Below are 16,596 nucleotides of genomic sequence, written 5' to 3'. Positions count from 1 at the left end.
CGTCCCTTCGTTCCCCCGGACGGGGGACACAGATCGGATCCGACATCGAGGTGTACGCGATGGCCCCACCGGACAACGACGTGCTCTGGGCGCGTTCCCTGCACTGCGCCCTGGGCGGTTCGGACGCCCTCAGCGGCGTCTCCCTCGGCGTCCGCGAAGGCGAGATCCTCGCCCTCGTCGGCCCGCGCGGCAGCGGCAAGACCACCCTCATGCGGTGCCTGTCCGGCCAGCTCATCGCCCAGCAGGGCGAGGTCTGGTTCAACAGCAGCCCCGTGCACACCCTGAGCCCCGCCGACCGCGAACGACTCCGGCGCGACCGCTTCGGCTGGATCGACCCCGAGCCCGGCCTCGTCCCCGAGCTCACCGGCTGGGAGAACGTGGCCCTGCCGCTGCTGCTCCGCGGCACCTCCCACCGGGCCGCGAAGACCGCCGCCGTGGAGTGGCTGGAGCGCCTCGACACCGGCGACTGCGCCGGCAAACGCCCGCACGCCCTCACCCACGCGCAGCGCCAGCGCATCGCCATCGCCCGCGCGCTGGTCACCACCCCGTCGGTGCTGTTCGCCGACGAACCCACCGCGATCCTGCACCGGGCCGACGGCGCCCAGGTCCTGCGCACCCTGACCGCCGCCGCCCGCTCGCACGGCATCAGCGTGCTCCTCGCCACCCACGACGCCGAGGTCGCGGCGCTCGCCGACCGCACGGTCGCACTCCTCGACGGCCGCCGGGTCGGCACCGTACCCCCGGCGTCAGGGGCGGAGGGCGTCGCGGCGTGCTCGCTCTCCGTCTAGCCCGCGGGGCCCACCCCCTCGTCCAGACGCGCCGGCTCCTCGTCGCCGTCGCGGCGGCGGGGGTGGGCTTCCTCCTGCTCTGCACCCTCGGATACGCGGTCGGGCACCCGGAACGGTCCTCGGCGTCCGTGCTGCGGCTGCTCTGGTGCGTCCTGCCGCTCGCCGCGACCGTCCAGTTCGCGGTCGCGGTGGCCCGGACCGACCCCAGCACGCGCCCGCGTCCCGGGCTCTCCGCGATCGGCCTCGGCCCCGCCCGCCTCACCGCGATCGCCGCCGCGTCGACGGCCGTCGCCTGCTCGCTCGGCTCCATGATCGCGCTGCTGTTCTACCTCCACCTGCGCGGCGACATCACCGGCCTGCCCTTCGACGGGGCCGCCGCCGACCTCCTCGCCGCCGACCAGCCGATCCCGCTCGCCGCCGCCCTCACCCTGCTCGCCGTCCTCCCGGTCGTCGCTGCCACGGCCGCGGGCCTGGCCCTGCGGCCGCGCACCGCGCCCGCCGCGCCCGAGGGCGCGGAGAAGCCGGTGCCGTCCGGGCTGCCGTGGGGGATCGCCCTGGTCGCGGTCGGCCTGGCGGTCGAGACGTACGCGGGCCGCAGGGGCGCCGCCGACGGGCTCCCCCTGCCGGGCCGCTTCGACGGCAACCCGGCGGGCGTCCTGGCCGGCTGGGTCATCGTCGCCGTCGGCCTCGCGATGGCGGGCCCCGGTCTGGTCCACGGCTGCGGCCGCCTCCTCCAGTCCGTCCGGCCGGGCGCCACACGGCTGCTCGCGGGCCGCGTCCTGATGGACGAGTCCCGGCGTATCGGCCGCCCCCTGGGCGTGGTCACCGCGGTGTTCTCCGGGACGCTCGCGGCGGCGGCCCTGCACGACACGGGCACCGGCCCCGGCGCCTTCGGCCCGCTCACCGGCCTGGGCGCGGCCCTCGTCCTGGCCTGCACGACGGCCACCCTCCTCACCGCGGCCCTGGAGTCCAAGCAGTGCCGCGCCCACACCACCGAGGCCCTCCTCCGCATCGGCGCCCCGCCCACGGTCCTCCGCTCGGCGGCCCTGATGCGCGCCGGCGTGCTGCTCGCGGTCTTCCTCCCCCTGACATGGGCCGTGGCGGAACTGGCGGCACTGCCGCTGACCGGCTGAGACACCGAAGAACCGTCCTGCGGGTCAGGCCGCGAGCCCGGCCCGAACGGCACGACACCCCCGGGGGCGGCACCACGGTGCCGCCCCTATCGTGGGCCCATGGCGACGCTTCCCCCGGCACACCGGCCGCCCGGACCGCGCGGGCACGGGCGCGAGATCCACACGCTCGAAGCGTTCGACGAGGCGGTCGCCCGGCCCGGTTCGCTCGCCGGGTACCGCGTGCAGTCGGTCGACCTCACCGACCGGACCTTCGCCCTGCTGACCGCCGTCACCACCGAGGCCGTCTTCCTCGGCTGCCGGATGCAGCCGGAAGGGTCCGCCAAGGTCCGTGCCGACGGCGCGCTCGTCTTCCCGCCCGTGCCCGACCTGCCCTTCGACCCGTACCGGGCAGCCCTCTACTCCCCCGAGGAGCTGTTCGACGGGCTCGCGGACACGGGATACGAGGGGACGCCGGACGCCCTCGCGTACGCGTGGTTCGGCCGGACCCGGGCCGACGGCGACATCCTCGCCTCGATGATCCGCTCGATCCACGACGACGCCGTCTCCGACGCCCTCGACGAACTCCTCGACGGGACCCGGGTCGTCGGTGTGATGGGCGGCCACGCGATGGGCCGGGGCACGGAGGCGTACGCGGGCGCCGCCAGGCTCGGCAGAGCACTGGCGCGCGCCGGTCTCACCGTGGCGACCGGTGGCGGCCCCGGCGCCATGGAGGCAGCGAACCTCGGCGCGTACGTGGCACCGTTCACCGACGAGGCCCTGACCGAGGCGCTCGCCGAGCTCGCCGCGGTCCCGTCCTTCGCGCCCTCGGTGACGGACTGGGCCCGCGCGGCCTTCCGGGTACGGGCCCGCCTGCCGCACGGCGGCGACTCGGTCGGCATCCCCACCTGGTTCTACGGCCACGAGCCGCCGAACGCCTTCGCGGGCCACATCGGCAAGTACTTCGCCAACGCCACGAGGGAGGACGGCCTCCTCTCCCGCTCCACGGCGGGCGTCGTCTTCTTGCCGGGCGCGGCGGGCACCGTCCAGGAGATCTTCGACAACGCGACCCCGAACTACTACCCGTCCCACGGCCCGCCGACCCCGATGGTCCTGGTCGACCGCGCCCACTGGACGGAACGCCTCCCGGCCTGGCCGCTCCTGGAGGCCCTGGCGGCCGGCCGGCCGATGGCGGCCCGCATCGCCCTCGTGGACTCGATCGACGAGGCCCCGGACGCCCTGGAGCGGCTGGCGAAGGCCTGGCAGGGGGCCGGCGGGGGCGGCTGACGAGGGACGGCGCGGGCCTGCTCCCGGAGCCGTACGCACGCCTCCGCCGCGCGGCGGAGCGGGACGCGACCACGGGCCGACGCCCCCCGGTGCGCTCCCCGCGAGGCTCGGCCCATGACGCCGAGGACACTTCCGGCCGACCGGCCCTCCGGGGCGGGTCGCGCCGCCCTCCTTGGTCGCTGCTGTACGCCACGGGCGCGGCGCTCGCCGCCCTCATCGGGCCCGCGTGCGCCGCCGCCTGCCCCGGCCGCCGTTGCTCGCACTCGGCTGGGCCGGGGCGGGAGCGCTCGCCCCGTTCGGGGCGTTCCTGGCCGCGACCGGCGTACCGGCCCGGACGGGGGCGGTCAGCCCGGACCTCGTCGACCCCACCCCCTGGGTGTTCGCCGTCGCCTATGGCGGCTTCTCCCCTCTACGGCCTCGCCCTCGGCCGCGCCACGCTCCTCCACCGGCGCTCGGCGGCCAGGACGTGCGACCGCTGCCAGAGACGCCCTCGGGTCACTTCCGCCAGAAGAGGTGGTGCGTCACCGCACCGCCCGGGCTGGGCACGACATCGCAGTGGAACCGGTCGAGCAGCTCGTCGGGCGACTCCCAGAGCCGTACCCCGGAGCCGAGCTTCACCGGCGCGACCGCGACGTGCAGGGTGTCGACGAGGCCGGCGTCGAGGAACTCCCGGATGACGGTGGCACCGCCGCCGAGCCGGACGTCCTTGCCGTCCGCCGCCTCCTTCGCCCGCGCCAGCACGCTCGCCGGGTCGCCGTCGACGAAGTGGAACGTCGTGTCGGACAGCGTGAACGAGGGACGCGGGTGGTGGGTCATGACGAACACCGGCGTGTGGAACGGCGGCTCGTCGCCCCACCAGCCCTGCCACTCGAAGTCCTGCCAGGGCCCGCGCTGCGGTCCGAACTTGTTGCGGCCCATGATCTCGGCGCCGATGTTCCGGGAGAAGTCCCGCGTGAAGTAGTCGTCGAGGCCACGGCTGCCCCCGGGGTCGGTGCGGTTGGGCCAGCTCGCCGTGGCACCCGCCCAGGAGAACATGGCCCCGGGATCCGCGTGCCCGAAGGGATGCTCCAGGCTCTGGCCCTCACCCGTACCGAATCCGTCGGACGAGACCATGAAGTTCTGGACTCTGAGCAGCTGGCCCATGGGGTTCCTCCCGCGTGGTCGACAAGACGTGACGAACACCAAGGAGACTCCACCGGACCGGAAAACTCATCGCACCGACTACGGAATGTCGTCCCCCAGCACCACCACGTCCTCCGCCCGGAACTCCACCCCGACCGCGGCGCCCTCCCCCGGCGCCTCCCGCAGCGGAAGCTCCGCGTCCAGCGGCGGTCCGTCCACCGGGCGGAGCCGTACGGCCACATGGCTGCCCCGGAAGGTCCGGGACTCGACCGTCCACTCCGGCCCCTCATCGACGGGCACGAGCCGCACCCCGCCGGGCCGGACGAGGAGCCGCCGCTCGCCCTGCGGCGAGCCGTCCGGCACCGGGACCTTCCCCCAGGCGGTCTCCGCGACCGGCCCGGTCACCCGTGCCGCCACCACGTTGTCGAACCCGAGGAAACGGGCCACGAACTCCGAGGCCGGCCGCGACCACACCTCGACGGGTGCACCCGACTGGGCGATGCGCCCGTCCCGCATGACCACCACCCGGTCGGCCAGCGCGAACGCCTCGCCCTGGTCGTGGGTCACCGCGAGCACCGTCGTGCCGAGCCGCCCGAACAGCTGCCGCAGCTCCACGACGAGACGCTCCCGAAGCCCCCGGTCGAGCTGACCGAGCGGCTCGTCGAGCATCAGCAGCCGGGGCCGGGGCGCCAGCGCGCGGGCCAGCGCCACCCTCTGCTGCTCACCGCCGGAGAGCGCGGCGACGGACCGCCGCCCCGCGCCCGGCAGTCCGACGAGGTCGAGCAGCTCCGCCACCCGCTCGGCCTGCTCGGCCTTCCCGGCCCCGCGCATCCGCAGCCCGAAGGCGACGTTGCCGTCGACGTCCCGCTGCGGGAACAGCTGGTGGTCCTGGAACATCAGTCCGACGCCGCGTCGGTGCACCGGCACGCCGCGCTGGTCGGCGCCGCCGAGGAGCACCCGCCCGCCGTCCAGGGCCTGCAGCCCCGCGACGGCCCGGAGCAGGGTGGACTTGCCGCTGCCGCTCGGCCCGAGCACGGACACGATCTCGTGGTCGGCGACCTCCAGGTCCACGGCGTCGAGCGCGGCCCGCTCCCCGAACCGTACGGTCGCCCCGTCGAGCACCAGCATCAGAACTCCCCCGAGGTGCGCTCGGTCCGGAGCCGTTCGAGCAGCAGCAGGGACACCGCGCACACCACCATGAGGATCGTCGAGAGGGCCATCGCCTGGCCGTAGTTGAGTTCGCCGGGCCGGCCGAGGAGCCGGGCCACCGCCACCGGAAGCGTCGGGCTGTCCGGGCGGGCGATGAAGACGGTCGCGCCGAACTCGCCGAGCGAGACGGCGAACGCGAACCCGGCCGCGATCAGCAACGCCCGTCGCACCAGCGGCAGGTCCACCTCCCGCCAGGCCCGCCACGGCGAGGCGCCGAGCACGGCCGCCGCCTCCCGCAGCCGCTCGTCCACCGCCCGCAGCACCGGCAGCATCGTCCGTACGACGAAGGGCACACCGACGAGTGCCTGCGCCAGCGGTACGAGGATCCAGCTGGCCCGCAGGTCGAACGGCGGCTCGTCGAGCGTGATGAGGAAGCCGAAGCCGACGGTCACGGCCGAGACCCCGAGCGGCAGCATGAGCAGCGCGTCGAAGCCCCGTACGAGCCGCCCGGCGCGCCGAGTCAGCGCGGCCGCGGCGAGGCCGCCGATGACGAGGGCGATCAGGGTGGCGACGACGGCGTACCGCAGCGAGTTCCCGATCGTGTCGAGCAGGGGCACGAGGAAGGTGCCGGAGGGGTCGGGGGTCTGCAGGGCCCGGTAGTAGTCGAGCCCGTAGCCGTGGGAGGTGGCGAAGGACCGCTCGACGAGCACACCGAGCGGCAGCACGATCAGCAGGGCGACCGAGAGCAGGACGGCCGCGAACAGCGCCCACTGGCCGATGCCCCGGGGCCGGCGCGCCGTCTCCTCGGGTGCCACCATCCTCAGCGCCGTCTCCCGGCGGCGGACCGTCCGGGCGTGTACGGCGAGGACGACGCCGACGGCGACGAACTGCACCATCGTGAGGACGGCCGCCGTCGTCAGGTCGAAGCGGACGACGGTCTGCCGGTAGATCTCCGTCTCCAGGGTGGAGTACGTGGATCCGCCGAGGATCTGGACGACGGCGAAGGAGCTCGCGGTGAACAGGAAGACCATCAGCGCCGCCGCGGCGACCGACGGGGCCAGCGCCGGCAGGGTCACGGTCCGCCACGCCTTCCAGCGGGACGCGCCGAGGACCCTGGCCGCCTCCTCCTGACGCGGGTCGAGCTGCGCCCACAGGCCGCCGACGGTCCGCACGACGACGGCGTAGTTGAAGAACACATGGGCGATCAGGATCGCCCAGACCGTGGTGTCGAGGCGTACGCCCCACAGCTCGTCGAGGAGCCCGCCGCGGCCGACGAGCGCCAGGAAGGCCGTACCGACCATGACGGTCGGCATCACGAAGGGCACGGTGACGACCGCGCGCAACAGCCCCTTGCCGCGGAAGTCGAAACGCGCGAAGACGTACGCGCCGGGCAGCGCGATCAGCAGGGTCAGCCCGGTGGAGGCGAGCGCCTGCCAGAGCGTGAACCACAGGACGTCGAGGATCTCCGGCCGGCTCAGGGTCTCGCCGAACCGGCCGAACTGCCACACGCCGTCGACACGCAGCCCGCGCTCGACGATCGAGACGACGGGCCAGGCGAAGAAGAGCGCGAAGAAGGCGACGGGCACGACCATCAGGCCGAGCCGCGCCGCGCTTCCCCGGCGGTCGGGGACTACTTCAGAACGAGCGACGACCACTGCTGGATCCACGGGTCACGCTTCTCGGCGATCTTCTCCGGCGCCATCGTCTCCGGCTTGTCGACGACCACGCCGTGCTTGGTGAACAGCTCGGGCAGGGCCGCGTCCTTCGCCACCGGGTTGACGAACATCTGGAGCGGCATGTCCTCCTGGAACTTCTTGGAGATCAGGAAGTCGATCAGGGCCTTGCCGCCCTCGGGGTTCTTCGCGCCGTTCAGCAGGCCCGCGAACTCGGTCTGCCGGAAGCAGGTCCCGGTGGACACCCCGGTGGGGGCCACCTTCGGCTGCGGCTCACCGTAGAGCACCTCGACCGGCGGGCTGGAGGCGTACGACACGACGAGCGGCCGGTCGCCCTTGGCCTGCTTGCCGCCGGCCGAGCCGGAGAACTCCTGGTTGTAGGCGAGCTCCCAGCTGTCGACGGTCTTCACACCGTTGGCCTTGAGCTTCGTCCAGTAGTCCTGCCAGCCCTCGTCGCCGTACTTGGCGGCCGTACCGAGGAGGAAGCCGAGGCCCGGGGAGGACCGCTCGGGGTTCTCGACGACGAGCAGGTTCCTGTACGCCGGCTTCGCCAGGTCGTCGAAGGTCACCGGCGGAGCCAGCTTCTTGTCGGCGAAGTACTTCTTGTCGTAGTTGACGCAGATGTCACCCGAGTCGATCGGCGTGACCCGCTGCTCCTTGTCGAGCCGGTACGCGGCCGGGACACGGTCCAGGCCCTTCGCCGCGTACGGCACGAAGATGCCGTTGTCGAGGGCGCGGGACAGCAGGGTGTTGTCGACGCCGAAGAAGACGTCGCCCTGCGGGGAGCCCTTGGTCAGGATCTCCTTGTTGACGGCCTCGCCCGCGTCGCCGCTCTTCAGGACCTTGACGGTGAAGCCGGTCTGCTTCGTGAACTCGGCCAGCACCTCCTTGGAGGCGTTGAACGAGTCGTGACTCACGAGGGTCACGGTCTTCGGCGCGGGCGCGCCGGACTTGCCCGCCGCCTCGCGGACGTCGTCCGTGCCGCAGGCGGCGAGGGTGGTGACGCCCAGCGCCGCGACGAGCGCGGCGGCGGCGGCCTTCTTGATGCTCACCGGATTGGTGCTCACTGAGATTCCTCCTGGGTATGACCAGGAAGAGACGCGGCCCTGCCCACGACCGGCGAACCGGACGCGGGCAGGGCGCAACAGCTTGAGTAAACGACCGAACTTCCTACCCAGAATGACCTGGGCAAGGTTCAGAGGGTCTGCGGTCCTACGGTGACCGCACTCTCAGCGCTGTGGCGCTCCCCTGTCGGAATATGGAGATGTGTTCGAGCTCAGACTACAAGGTCAGCGCTCGGCGGCTGCCAGCTGTCCACAGGCACCGTCGATCTCCTGGCCGCGGGTGTCCCGCACGGTCACCGGCACGCCGTGGCGGGCGATGGCCTCGACGAAGGCCTTCTCGTCCTCCGGACGCGACGCCGTCCACTTCGAACCCGGCGTCGGGTTCAGCGGGATCAGGTTGACGTGCACCCGGCGTCCCTTGAGCAGTCGGCCCAGCAGGTCACCGCGCCACGCCTGGTCGTTGATGTCCCGGATGAGCGCGTACTCGATGGAGATCCGGCGGCCCGACTTCTCCGCGTACTCCCAGGCGGCGTCGAGGACCTCGCGCACCTTCCACCGCGTGTTGACCGGCACCAGGGTGTCGCGGAGCTCGTCGTCCGGGGCGTGCAGCGAGACCGCGAGCCGGCACTTGAAGCCCTCGTCGGCGAACCGCAGCATCGCGGGCACGAGCCCGACGGTGGAGACGGTGATCCCGCGCTGGGACAGCCCGAGACCGTCCGGCTCGGGGTCGGTCAGCCGCCGGATGGAACCGACGACCCGCTTGTAGTTCGCGAGCGGCTCGCCCATGCCCATGAACACGATGTTGGAGAGCCGCGCCGGTCCCCCGGGCACCTCCCCGTCCCGCAGCGACCGCATGCCGTCCACGATCTGGTGCACGATCTCGGCGGTCGACAGGTTCCGGTCGAGCCCGGCCTGCCCCGTCGCGCAGAACGGGCAGTTCATCCCGCAGCCGGCCTGCGAGGAGATGCACATGGTCACCCGGTCCGGGTAGCGCATGAGCACCGACTCGACGAGCGTGCCGTCGTGCAGCCGCCACAGGGTCTTACGGGTGGTGTCGTCGTCGCACGAGATGTGCCGCACCACGGACATCAGATCGGGCAGCAGCTCCCCGGCCAGCTTCTCCCGCGAGGCGGCCGGAATGTCCGTCCACTCGGCGGGATCGTGCGCGTACCGCGCGAAGTAGTGGGTGGACAGCTGCTTGGCGCGGAACGGCTTCTCGCCGATCGCGGCGACGGCCTCCTTCCGCTCGGCGGGCGTGAGGTCGGCCAGGTGCCGCGGCGGCTTCTTGGCTCCGCGGGGGGCGACGAAAGTGAGTTCTCCGGGCTTGGGCATGGTGCTACCAGTGTCGCAGACGCGCACCCATGGCCCGGTTCGCCGTTTCAGGGTGCGGGTGACCGGGGCTGGGTGCGGGGGATGCGGTGGGTGAAGAAGAGTGCCACGACGGACGCGCCGGCCAGGATCGCGAGGGCGGCCTTGAGGCCGTCCAGGCGGGCGGCCTCGTTCGCCTCCAGTGCGGCCTCGGCCACCTCCTCGCTCGTGCCCGCCTCGTCGAGAGCGGTCGTCAGCTGGGCGTCCGAGAGGAACGGGACGCCGCTCTGCAGCTCGACCACGGCCTGGCTCTTCACCTCGGCCGGGATCGCCTCGTTCCGCTCCACGGCGCCCAGGAACGAGGTCGTCAGCGCGGCGATCATCAGGGAGCCCGCGAGCGCCGTACCCATCGAGGAGCCGAGGTTGGTGACGGCGTTCTGGATGCCTCCGACCTCCGCGCTCTGCCGGTCCGGGACCGCGGACACCGTGACCGATCCGAGCTGGGAGGCCAGGGCCCCCATCCCGAACCCGATCAGCAGCAGCGGGACGGTGACGATCTCCGCTCCGGCGTCCGCGTCCAGCGCGGCCATCAGGGCGACCGCACCGGCGAGGAGCGCCGCCACCCCGATCCGTACCACCCGCCGCGGCGAGACGTCGGGAAGGAAGCGCGGGATGAGGACCGCGGCGGCCAGCAGCGTCAGCGAGAGCGGCAGGATCCGGGCGCCCGTCTGCAGCGCGGACAGACCGAGGGCCACGGACAGATAGAGCGGGACGACGAAGAAGACGCCCATCTGCACGAGGTACTGGAAGAAGAACATCGTCAGACCGCCGGTGAGCTGCTTGTTCCGCAGCATGGCCGGGTCGACGAGCGGATCCCGGCCCCGCTCGACGAGCCGGGCCTCCCAGCGGAGGAACAGGTACACCAGGAGCAGCCCCGTCAGCATCAGCCACACGGTCATCGACACCCCGAGCCAGGCGGGCGCGTCGGCCTTGGGCTGGACCCAGCCCCATTCGTCCGAGCGCAGGACGCCGTAGACGAAGATCCCGAGCCCGGCGGCGGAGAGGACCGCGCCGAGGAGATCGATGCGCGGGTGTTCCTCGTCGCCGGCGTCGGCGATGCGGCGGGCGAACACCAGGATGACGAGCACGACCAGGACCTCGCCGGCGAAGACCCAGCGCCAGGAGAAGTAGGTCGTGGCGATGCCTCCGATGAGCGGTCCGAGCCCGATGGCCACGGCGCCCGCCGCCGCCACGATGCCGTACGCCGCGGCCCGGCCCTCGGTGGGGAAGTTGCCCGCCACCAGCGCCACGATCGACGGAAGGATGAGCGCCGCCCCGATGCCTTCGAGGAACGACCAGCCGACCAGCAGAACGGGCAGGTTCGGCGCGAGAGCCGTGGTCAGCGAGCCGCAGCCGTAGATCACGCAGCCGATCATGAACGCGCGCCGACGGCCGATCAGCACCCCGACCTTGCCCCCGGGGATCATGAACATCGCCATCACCAGCGTGTACGCGGTGATGGCGCCCTGGATCCCGGTCACCGTCGTGCCGACGTCCTCGGCCACGGTCGCGATCGCCACGTTCATGACGGAGCTGTCGAGGGCCATCAGGAACTGGCCCGCCGCGAGGGTCAGCAGGACGAGCCGTGCCCCCGCGGGTGCGCCGTCGGCGCCTGCCTTCGATGCCATGAGCGCATTCTCCCCGTACGCCACGGTTTCGGCTCGGCGGCCGAACGCACATGCCGCCCCCATGCGTCAGGGCCCGTCACCCCGGAGGGTGACGGGCCCTGACGACACACGCGTACGGATCAGGCCGAACCGACGAAGATCACGAACAGCAGCCACACGACCGGAGCCGTCGGCAGCAGCGAGTCCAGCCGGTCCATGATCCCGCCGTGCCCCGGCAGCAGGGTGCCCATGTCCTTGATGCCCAGATCCCGCTTGATCATCGACTCGCCGAGGTCGCCGAGCGTCGCACTCGTCGCCACCGCGAGACCCAGCAGCAGACCCTGCCACCAGACACCGTCGTCGATCATGAACTGCATGCACAGCGCACCCGCCGCCATCGCGAAGGCCACCGCCCCGAACAGCCCCTCACGGGTCTTTCCGGGACTGATCCTCGGCGCCAGCTTGCGCTTGCCGAAGCGCCAGCCGATCGCGTACGCACCCGTGTCGCTGACCACCGTCAGCACCAGGAACGTCAGCACCCGCTGCGGGCCGTCGTCGGCGGTGAGCATCAACGCCACGAACGTCGCCAGGAACGGCACGTAGAACGCCGCGAACACACCCGCCGTGACGTCCTTCAGATAGCCCTCGGGAGGCTCCGTCATCCGCCAGACGAGCACCGCGAGCGCCGTGAGCGCCATCGCCACCCAGGCGCCCTCGGGCCCCCGGACGTAACCGGCGACGACCATCGCCGCGCCGCCGACCGCGAGCGGCACCAGCGGAGCGTTGATGCCCTTGCGCTCCTGGAGGCGAGAGGTCAGCTCCCACAGCCCGACCACCACGGCGACCGCTATCACCCCGACGAACGCCGGCGGCCAGATGTACAGCGAGGCGATGATGACGGCCCCGAGGCCGACCCCGACCCCTATGGCCGCGCCCAGATTGCGCCCCGCGCTCTTCTTCTGCCGTGGCGCCGAAGGCGCGGGCGGCGGAGGCGGGGTGGGGCTGGGCATGGGCTCCTGCGGGTGCTCGTGCGGCGTCTCGTCACGGAACAGGGGACCGCTCTGGTGAGCGGCCCCCCGGCCGTGACCGTCCTGGAATCCGCCGGCGGGAACGTCGGGCACGATGGGCATGGGCCGAGTCTGCGCCGCCTGATGCCGATCGTATGCGGGACCCGCCGGGACGGGCCCCTGGTCGGGTCCCCCACGGCCGGAACCGGCCGGGGCCCCCCAGGAAGAGTCGTTCATCAGACCTCGAGCAGCTCGGCTTCCTTGTGCTTGAGCAGCTCGTCCACCTGCGAGACGTACTTCGCGGTGGTGTCGTCGAGCTCCTTCTCGGCGCGGCGGCCCTCGTCCTCGCCGACCTCGCCGTCCTTGACGAGCTTGTCGATGGTCTCCTTGGCCTTGCGGCGGACCGAGCGGATCGAGATCTTCGAGTCCTCGGCCTTGCCCTTGGCGACCTTGATGTACTCCCGGCGGCGCTCCTCCGTCAGCTCGGGGAACACCACCCGGATGATGTTGCCGTCGTTGCTCGGGTTGACGCCGAGGTCCGAGTCCCGGATCGCCTGCTCGATGTTGCGCAGCGCGCTCTTGTCGAACGGGGTCACCACGGCCATCCGCGGCTCCGGGACGGAGAAGGACGCCAGCTGGTTGATGGGGGTGATGGCACCGTAGTAGTCCGCCACGATCTTGTTGAACATCGCCGGGTGCGCACGGCCGGTGCGGATCGCGGCGAAGTCCTCCTTGGCGACCACGACGGCCTTCTCCATCTTCTCCTCGGCCTCGAGGAGGGTCTCTTCGATCACCACATGCTCCTGCGTGTCGTCGCGTTGTGTCCTGCACGGTGTACGACCGGCAGGGCTCTGTCCATCCCCTTGCGGGGCGGTTCCCCGGTTCGGGTCAGGCCCGGGTGCCCTGGTCGCTCACGAGCGTGCCGATCTTCTCACCCTTCACCGCGCGAGCGATATTGCCCTCGGTGAGCAGTTCGAAGACGAGGATCGGGAGGTTGTTGTCCCGGCACAGGGTGATGGCGGTGGCGTCGGCGACCTTGAGGTCGCGGGAGAGCACCTCGCCGTACTCCAGTGCGTCGAACTTGACCGCGTCGGGGTTGGCCTTCGGGTCGGAGTCGTAGACGCCGTCCACGCCGTTCTTGCCCATGAGGAGCGCCTCGGCGTCGATCTCCAGGGCGCGCTGGGCGGCGGTGGTGTCCGTGGAGAAGTACGGCATGCCCATGCCCGCACCGAAGATGACCACGCGGCCCTTCTCCAGGTGGCGCACGGCGCGCAGCGGGATGTACGGCTCGGCGACCTGGCCCATGGTGATGGCGGTCTGGACGCGGGAGTCGATGCCCTCCTTCTCCAGGAAGTCCTGGAGGGCGAGGCAGTTCATCACGGTGCCGAGCATGCCCATGTAGTCGGAGCGGGCCCTGTCCATGCCGCGCTGCTGGAGCTCGGCGCCACGGAAGAAGTTGCCGCCGCCGATCACCACCGCGATCTCCGCGCCGTCGCGGACGACGGCCGCGATCTCACGCGCGATGGCGTGCACGACATTGGGGTCGACGCCCAGGCCCGTACCGCCGGAGAAGGCTTCTCCGGACAGCTTCAGCATGTAGCGGCCGGCCTTCTTGCCGTTGTTGTCGTCGCCCTGTACGGCGCCCTGGTTCATGGAGATCTCCTCGTGCACATACGAAGGAGGCCATTGCCTTGGGTCCTCGCGGTTTCCCGTACGGCAATGGCCTCCTCGTCAGATCTGCGGTCGTCCTGCGCGTGCGCGGACGACTGCCTCAGACCCTACCGGGGTCCGGTGTCCGTCGCGTTCGCGTACGGACTCAGATGCCGACCTTGATGCGGCTGAAGCGCTTCAGGGTGACACCGGCCTCGTCCAGGATCTGCTGGACGGACTTCTTGTTGTCAAGGGCGTACGGCTGACCGAGCAGCGTCGCGTCCTTGAAGAAGCCGTTCACGCGACCCTCGACGATCTTCGGGAGCGCGGCCTCGGGCTTGCCCTCGGCGCGGGTGGTCTCCTCGGCGACGCGACGCTCGGTCTCGACGACCTCGGCCGGAACGTCCTCACGGGTGAGGTACTTCGGCGCGAAGGCGGCGATGTGCTGGGCGACACCCTTGGCGACGGCGGCGTCGGCCTTGTCGAACTCGACGAGGACACCGATCTGCGGCGGGAGGTCCGGCATCGTGCGGTGCATGTACGCGAAGACGAAGCCGTCGGCGTACTGCGTGAAGCGGTCCAGGACGATCTTCTCGCCGAGGTTGGCGTTGGCCTCGTCGACGAACGCCTGCACGGTCTTGCCGGCCTCGATCTCGGAGGCGAGCAGCGCGTCCAGGTCGGCCGGGGAGGTGGCGGCGACGTGGGCGGCGAGCTTGTCGGCGACGGCCTGGAACTTGTCACCCTTGGCGACGAAGTCCGTCTCGCACTTCAGCTCGACGAGGACGCCGGAGGTGTTGTCGTCGGCGATGAGGGAGACCACGGCGCCGTTCTCGGCGGAGCGGCCCTCGCGCTTGGCGACACCCTTCTGGCCCTTGATGCGCAGGGCCTCGACGGCCTTGTCGACGTCGCCGTCGGCCTCGTCGAGGGCCTTCTTGCAGTCCATCATGCCGGCGCCGGTGAGCTCGCGGAGCTTCTTGACGTCAGCGGCGGTGTAGTTCGCCATGAGTCTGTTTCTCTCTCGAAGTCTGAAAGATCGGGCGGGTCCACGGGTGGACGGCGGGGGCTTCGTGGGCCCCCGCCGTCGTCACCCGAAGGTCCTGAAGGGTCAGGCCTGCTCGGCGTCCGCGGCCGGAGCCTCGGTGGCCTCGGCAGCGGCCTCGGCCGGAGCAGCCTCGGCGGCGGGGGCCTCGGCAGCGGGCGCCTCGGCGGCGGGGGCCTCGGCGTCGTCGGCCTTCTTCTCACCCTCGAGCAGGTCGCGCTCCCACTCGGCGAGGGGCTCGCCGGCGGCCTTCTCGCCCGGCTTCGAGTCGCCGGTCGCGGCGCCGGAGCGGGCGATGAGGCCCTCGGCGACGGCGTCGGCGATCACGCGGGTGAGCAGGGTGACGGAGCGGATCGCGTCGTCGTTGCCCGGGATCTTGTAGTCGACCTCGTCGGGGTCGCAGTTGGTGTCGAGGATCGCGACGACCGGGATGTGGAGCTTGCGCGCCTCACCGACGGCGATGTGCTCCTTCTTGGTGTCGACGATCCAGACGGCGCTCGGCACCTTCTGCATCTCGCGGATACCACCAAGGGTCTTCTCCAGCTTGGCCTTCTCGCGGGAGAGGACCAGGAGCTCCTTCTTGGTGAGGCCGGACGCGGCCACATCCTCGAAGTCGATCTGCTCGAGCTCCTTGAGGCGCTGCAGACGCTTGTAGACGGTGGAGAAGTTGGTGAGCATGCCACCGAGCCAACGCTGGTTGACGTACGGCATGCCGACACGCGTCGCCTGCTCGGCGATGGCCTCCTGGGCCTGCTTCTTCGTACCGACGAACATGATGGAGCCGCCGTGCGCGACGGTCTCCTTGACGAACTCGTAGGCGCGGTCGATGTACGACAGCGACTGGAGCAGGTCGATGATGTAGATGCCGTTGCGCTCGGTGAAGATGAAGCGCTTCATCTTCGGGTTCCAGCGACGGGTCTGGTGACCGAAGTGGACGCCGCTCTCCAGCAGCTCCCGCATCGTGACGACGGCCATGGCCGTATCTCCTTGAGTTTCTCGGTTATGTTCCTGACGCCCCGACGCGCCATGCCCGCGAGGGACCGAAAGGCGCTGCCACGGCCGGTGAGGGTAGTGGCGGGGCGTGCGAAGTCGACCCGGTGACCCGGGTCGCCATAGGAAGTGTACGGGACCCCGGGAGCAGCGGGTGACGGCGCTGTCCACAACCGGCGGCTGGTCCACAGAAACCGTCCGCGCCCCCTGCGAACCGGACGGGCGGGGGAGCGTTCTCCCATGCACCTCACGGCACTGATCCTGACCCTCGGCCTCCTGTGGCCGGTGGGCCCGCCACCCCCGGAGATCCTCCGCGGCTGGCAGCCACCTCCGGGCCCCTACGCGGCCGGGCATCGCGGCGTCGACCTGGCCGCGCCACCGGGCACCCCGGTCCTGGCACCCACCGCCGGCACGGTCACCTTCGCGGGCCCGGTCGGCGGGCGCGGAGTCCTCACCCTCACCCTGCCGCACTCGGGCGCTCCCCCACTGCGGACCACGTTCACCCCGGTGACTCCGCTGGTGAAGCCCGGGACGCGGGTCGCGGCCGGCACCCCGATCGCCCGGGTCGCCCCCGGCACGCACTGCCCGGAGAGCTGCCTCCACTGGGGCCTGCTCAGAGGCGACCGCTACCTGAACCCGCTGCTCCTGACCCCACGCGCCCCGTCCCGCCTGCTGCCGGTCGGAGGCTGATCACGAGGCGACCGAGGTGACCGAGGACGGCGAGGGAGGGGGTGGGGCGGGGA

The 16,596-nt window shown here is 71.8% G+C and carries 15 protein-coding genes; 4 read left to right on the top strand and 11 right to left on the bottom strand.

Annotated elements, in window-relative coordinates; genetic code table 11:
- Window positions 1–59: 59 nt before the first annotated feature.
- The 3 genes from IF00_RS0126885 to IF00_RS0126875 all read left to right on the top strand — a co-directional run bounded on the left by IF00_RS0126885 (window position 60) and on the right by IF00_RS0126875 (window position 3,184).
- Window positions 60–788 (top strand): ABC transporter ATP-binding protein, encoded by a 729-nt coding sequence (locus IF00_RS0126885; RefSeq protein ID WP_030322347.1) that lies wholly within the window; start codon window positions 60–62, stop codon window positions 786–788.
- Window positions 770–1,921 carry a hypothetical protein gene (locus tag IF00_RS0126880; protein WP_030322345.1) on the top strand — a complete coding sequence of 384 codons (1,152 nt, stop codon included), beginning with the start codon at window positions 770–772 and terminating at the stop codon, window positions 1,919–1,921. The genes IF00_RS0126885 and IF00_RS0126880 overlap by 19 nt, the downstream gene beginning before the upstream one ends.
- Window positions 1,922–2,020: 99 nt before the next feature.
- Window positions 2,021–3,184 (top strand): LOG family protein, encoded by a 1,164-nt coding sequence (locus IF00_RS0126875; RefSeq protein ID WP_037639155.1) that lies wholly within the window; start codon window positions 2,021–2,023, stop codon window positions 3,182–3,184.
- Window positions 3,185–3,679: 495 nt separating this feature from the next.
- Here the strand turns inward: IF00_RS0126875 and IF00_RS0126870 are convergent, their stop codons facing one another.
- The 11 genes from IF00_RS0126870 to rpsB form a co-directional block, all read right to left on the bottom strand.
- Window positions 3,680–4,327 (bottom strand): dihydrofolate reductase family protein, encoded by a 648-nt coding sequence (locus tag IF00_RS0126870; RefSeq protein WP_030322339.1) that lies wholly within the window; start codon window positions 4,325–4,327, stop codon window positions 3,680–3,682.
- Window positions 4,328–4,405: 78 nt separating this feature from the next.
- Window positions 4,406–5,434, bottom strand: a complete 1,029-nt coding sequence (locus IF00_RS0126865; protein WP_030322337.1) for an ABC transporter ATP-binding protein — start codon at window positions 5,432–5,434, stop codon at window positions 4,406–4,408.
- Window positions 5,434–7,047, bottom strand: a complete 1,614-nt coding sequence (locus tag IF00_RS0126860; protein ID WP_030322336.1) for an ABC transporter permease — start codon at window positions 7,045–7,047, stop codon at window positions 5,434–5,436. Before IF00_RS0126860 ends, IF00_RS0126865 begins: the two co-directional genes overlap by 1 nt.
- 38 nt (window positions 7,048–7,085) lie before the next feature.
- Window positions 7,086–8,180 (bottom strand): thiamine ABC transporter substrate-binding protein, encoded by a 1,095-nt coding sequence (locus tag IF00_RS0126855; RefSeq protein ID WP_030322333.1) that lies wholly within the window; start codon window positions 8,178–8,180, stop codon window positions 7,086–7,088.
- A gap of 237 nt (window positions 8,181–8,417) precedes the next feature.
- Window positions 8,418–9,524, bottom strand: a complete 1,107-nt coding sequence (gene rlmN / locus IF00_RS0126850) for a dual-specificity RNA methyltransferase RlmN (protein WP_030322331.1) — start codon at window positions 9,522–9,524, stop codon at window positions 8,418–8,420.
- Between the two features lie 47 nt (window positions 9,525–9,571).
- Complete coding sequence (locus tag IF00_RS0126845; protein WP_030322330.1) at window positions 9,572–11,188, bottom strand: MFS transporter; 1,617 nt, start codon at window positions 11,186–11,188, stop codon at window positions 9,572–9,574.
- Window positions 11,189–11,307: 119 nt separating this feature from the next.
- The gene (locus IF00_RS0126840; protein WP_078944862.1) at window positions 11,308–12,411 is read right to left on the bottom strand and encodes a phosphatidate cytidylyltransferase; all 1,104 of its coding nucleotides are present in this window, start codon (window positions 12,409–12,411) and stop codon (window positions 11,308–11,310) included.
- The gene (gene frr / locus IF00_RS0126835) at window positions 12,411–12,968 is read right to left on the bottom strand and encodes a ribosome recycling factor (RefSeq protein ID WP_030322321.1); all 558 of its coding nucleotides are present in this window, start codon (window positions 12,966–12,968) and stop codon (window positions 12,411–12,413) included. Before frr ends, IF00_RS0126840 begins: the two co-directional genes overlap by 1 nt.
- A 94-nt stretch (window positions 12,969–13,062) precedes the next feature.
- Complete coding sequence (gene pyrH / locus IF00_RS0126830) at window positions 13,063–13,827, bottom strand: UMP kinase (protein WP_030322320.1); 765 nt, start codon at window positions 13,825–13,827, stop codon at window positions 13,063–13,065.
- 163 nt (window positions 13,828–13,990) lie between these two features.
- On the bottom strand, window positions 13,991–14,827 hold the full coding sequence (gene tsf / locus IF00_RS0126825) for a translation elongation factor Ts (RefSeq protein ID WP_030322319.1): 837 nt from the start codon (window positions 14,825–14,827) through the stop codon (window positions 13,991–13,993).
- Window positions 14,828–14,929: 102 nt separating this feature from the next.
- Window positions 14,930–15,838: a 30S ribosomal protein S2 gene (gene rpsB, locus IF00_RS0126820; RefSeq protein ID WP_030322316.1), complete on the bottom strand. Its 909-nt coding sequence runs from the start codon at window positions 15,836–15,838 to the stop codon at window positions 14,930–14,932.
- 255 nt (window positions 15,839–16,093) lie between these two features.
- Between rpsB and IF00_RS0126815 the strand changes: the two genes are divergently transcribed.
- Window positions 16,094–16,543 carry a murein hydrolase activator EnvC family protein gene (locus IF00_RS0126815; protein WP_030322314.1) on the top strand — a complete coding sequence of 150 codons (450 nt, stop codon included), beginning with the start codon at window positions 16,094–16,096 and terminating at the stop codon, window positions 16,541–16,543.
- Window positions 16,544–16,596: the final 53 nt, after the last annotated feature.

This window comes from Streptomyces flavochromogenes, from assembly GCF_000717595.1.
GTDB lineage: Bacteria > Actinomycetota > Actinomycetes > Streptomycetales > Streptomycetaceae > Streptomyces > Streptomyces flavochromogenes.
This window is presented reverse-complemented; position numbering and strand designations above follow the sequence as displayed.

Excerpts from the sequence above, each read along its gene's own strand:
- IF00_RS0126865 (WP_030322337.1), bottom strand. The coding sequence starts at position 5,434 with ATGCTGGTGCTCGACGGGGCGACCGTACGGTTCGGGGAGCGGGCCGCG.
- IF00_RS0126860 (WP_030322336.1), bottom strand. The coding sequence starts at position 7,047 with ATGGTCGTGCCCGTCGCCTTCTTCGCGCTCTTCTTCGCCTGGCCCGTC.
- rlmN (WP_030322331.1), bottom strand. The coding sequence starts at position 9,524 with ATGCCCAAGCCCGGAGAACTCACTTTCGTCGCCCCCCGCGGAGCCAAG.
- IF00_RS0126885 (WP_030322347.1), top strand. The coding sequence starts at position 60 with ATGGCCCCACCGGACAACGACGTGCTCTGGGCGCGTTCCCTGCACTGC.
- IF00_RS0126815 (WP_030322314.1), top strand. The coding sequence starts at position 16,094 with ATGCACCTCACGGCACTGATCCTGACCCTCGGCCTCCTGTGGCCGGTG.
- rpsB (WP_030322316.1), bottom strand. The coding sequence starts at position 15,838 with ATGGCCGTCGTCACGATGCGGGAGCTGCTGGAGAGCGGCGTCCACTTC.
- IF00_RS0126870 (WP_030322339.1), bottom strand. The coding sequence starts at position 4,327 with ATGGGCCAGCTGCTCAGAGTCCAGAACTTCATGGTCTCGTCCGACGGA.
- tsf (WP_030322319.1), bottom strand. The coding sequence starts at position 14,827 with ATGGCGAACTACACCGCCGCTGACGTCAAGAAGCTCCGCGAGCTCACC.
- IF00_RS0126840 (WP_078944862.1), bottom strand. The coding sequence starts at position 12,411 with ATGAACGACTCTTCCTGGGGGGCCCCGGCCGGTTCCGGCCGTGGGGGA.
- IF00_RS0126845 (WP_030322330.1), bottom strand. The coding sequence starts at position 11,188 with ATGGCATCGAAGGCAGGCGCCGACGGCGCACCCGCGGGGGCACGGCTC.
- pyrH (WP_030322320.1), bottom strand. The coding sequence starts at position 13,827 with ATGAACCAGGGCGCCGTACAGGGCGACGACAACAACGGCAAGAAGGCC.
- IF00_RS0126875 (WP_037639155.1), top strand. The coding sequence starts at position 2,021 with ATGGCGACGCTTCCCCCGGCACACCGGCCGCCCGGACCGCGCGGGCAC.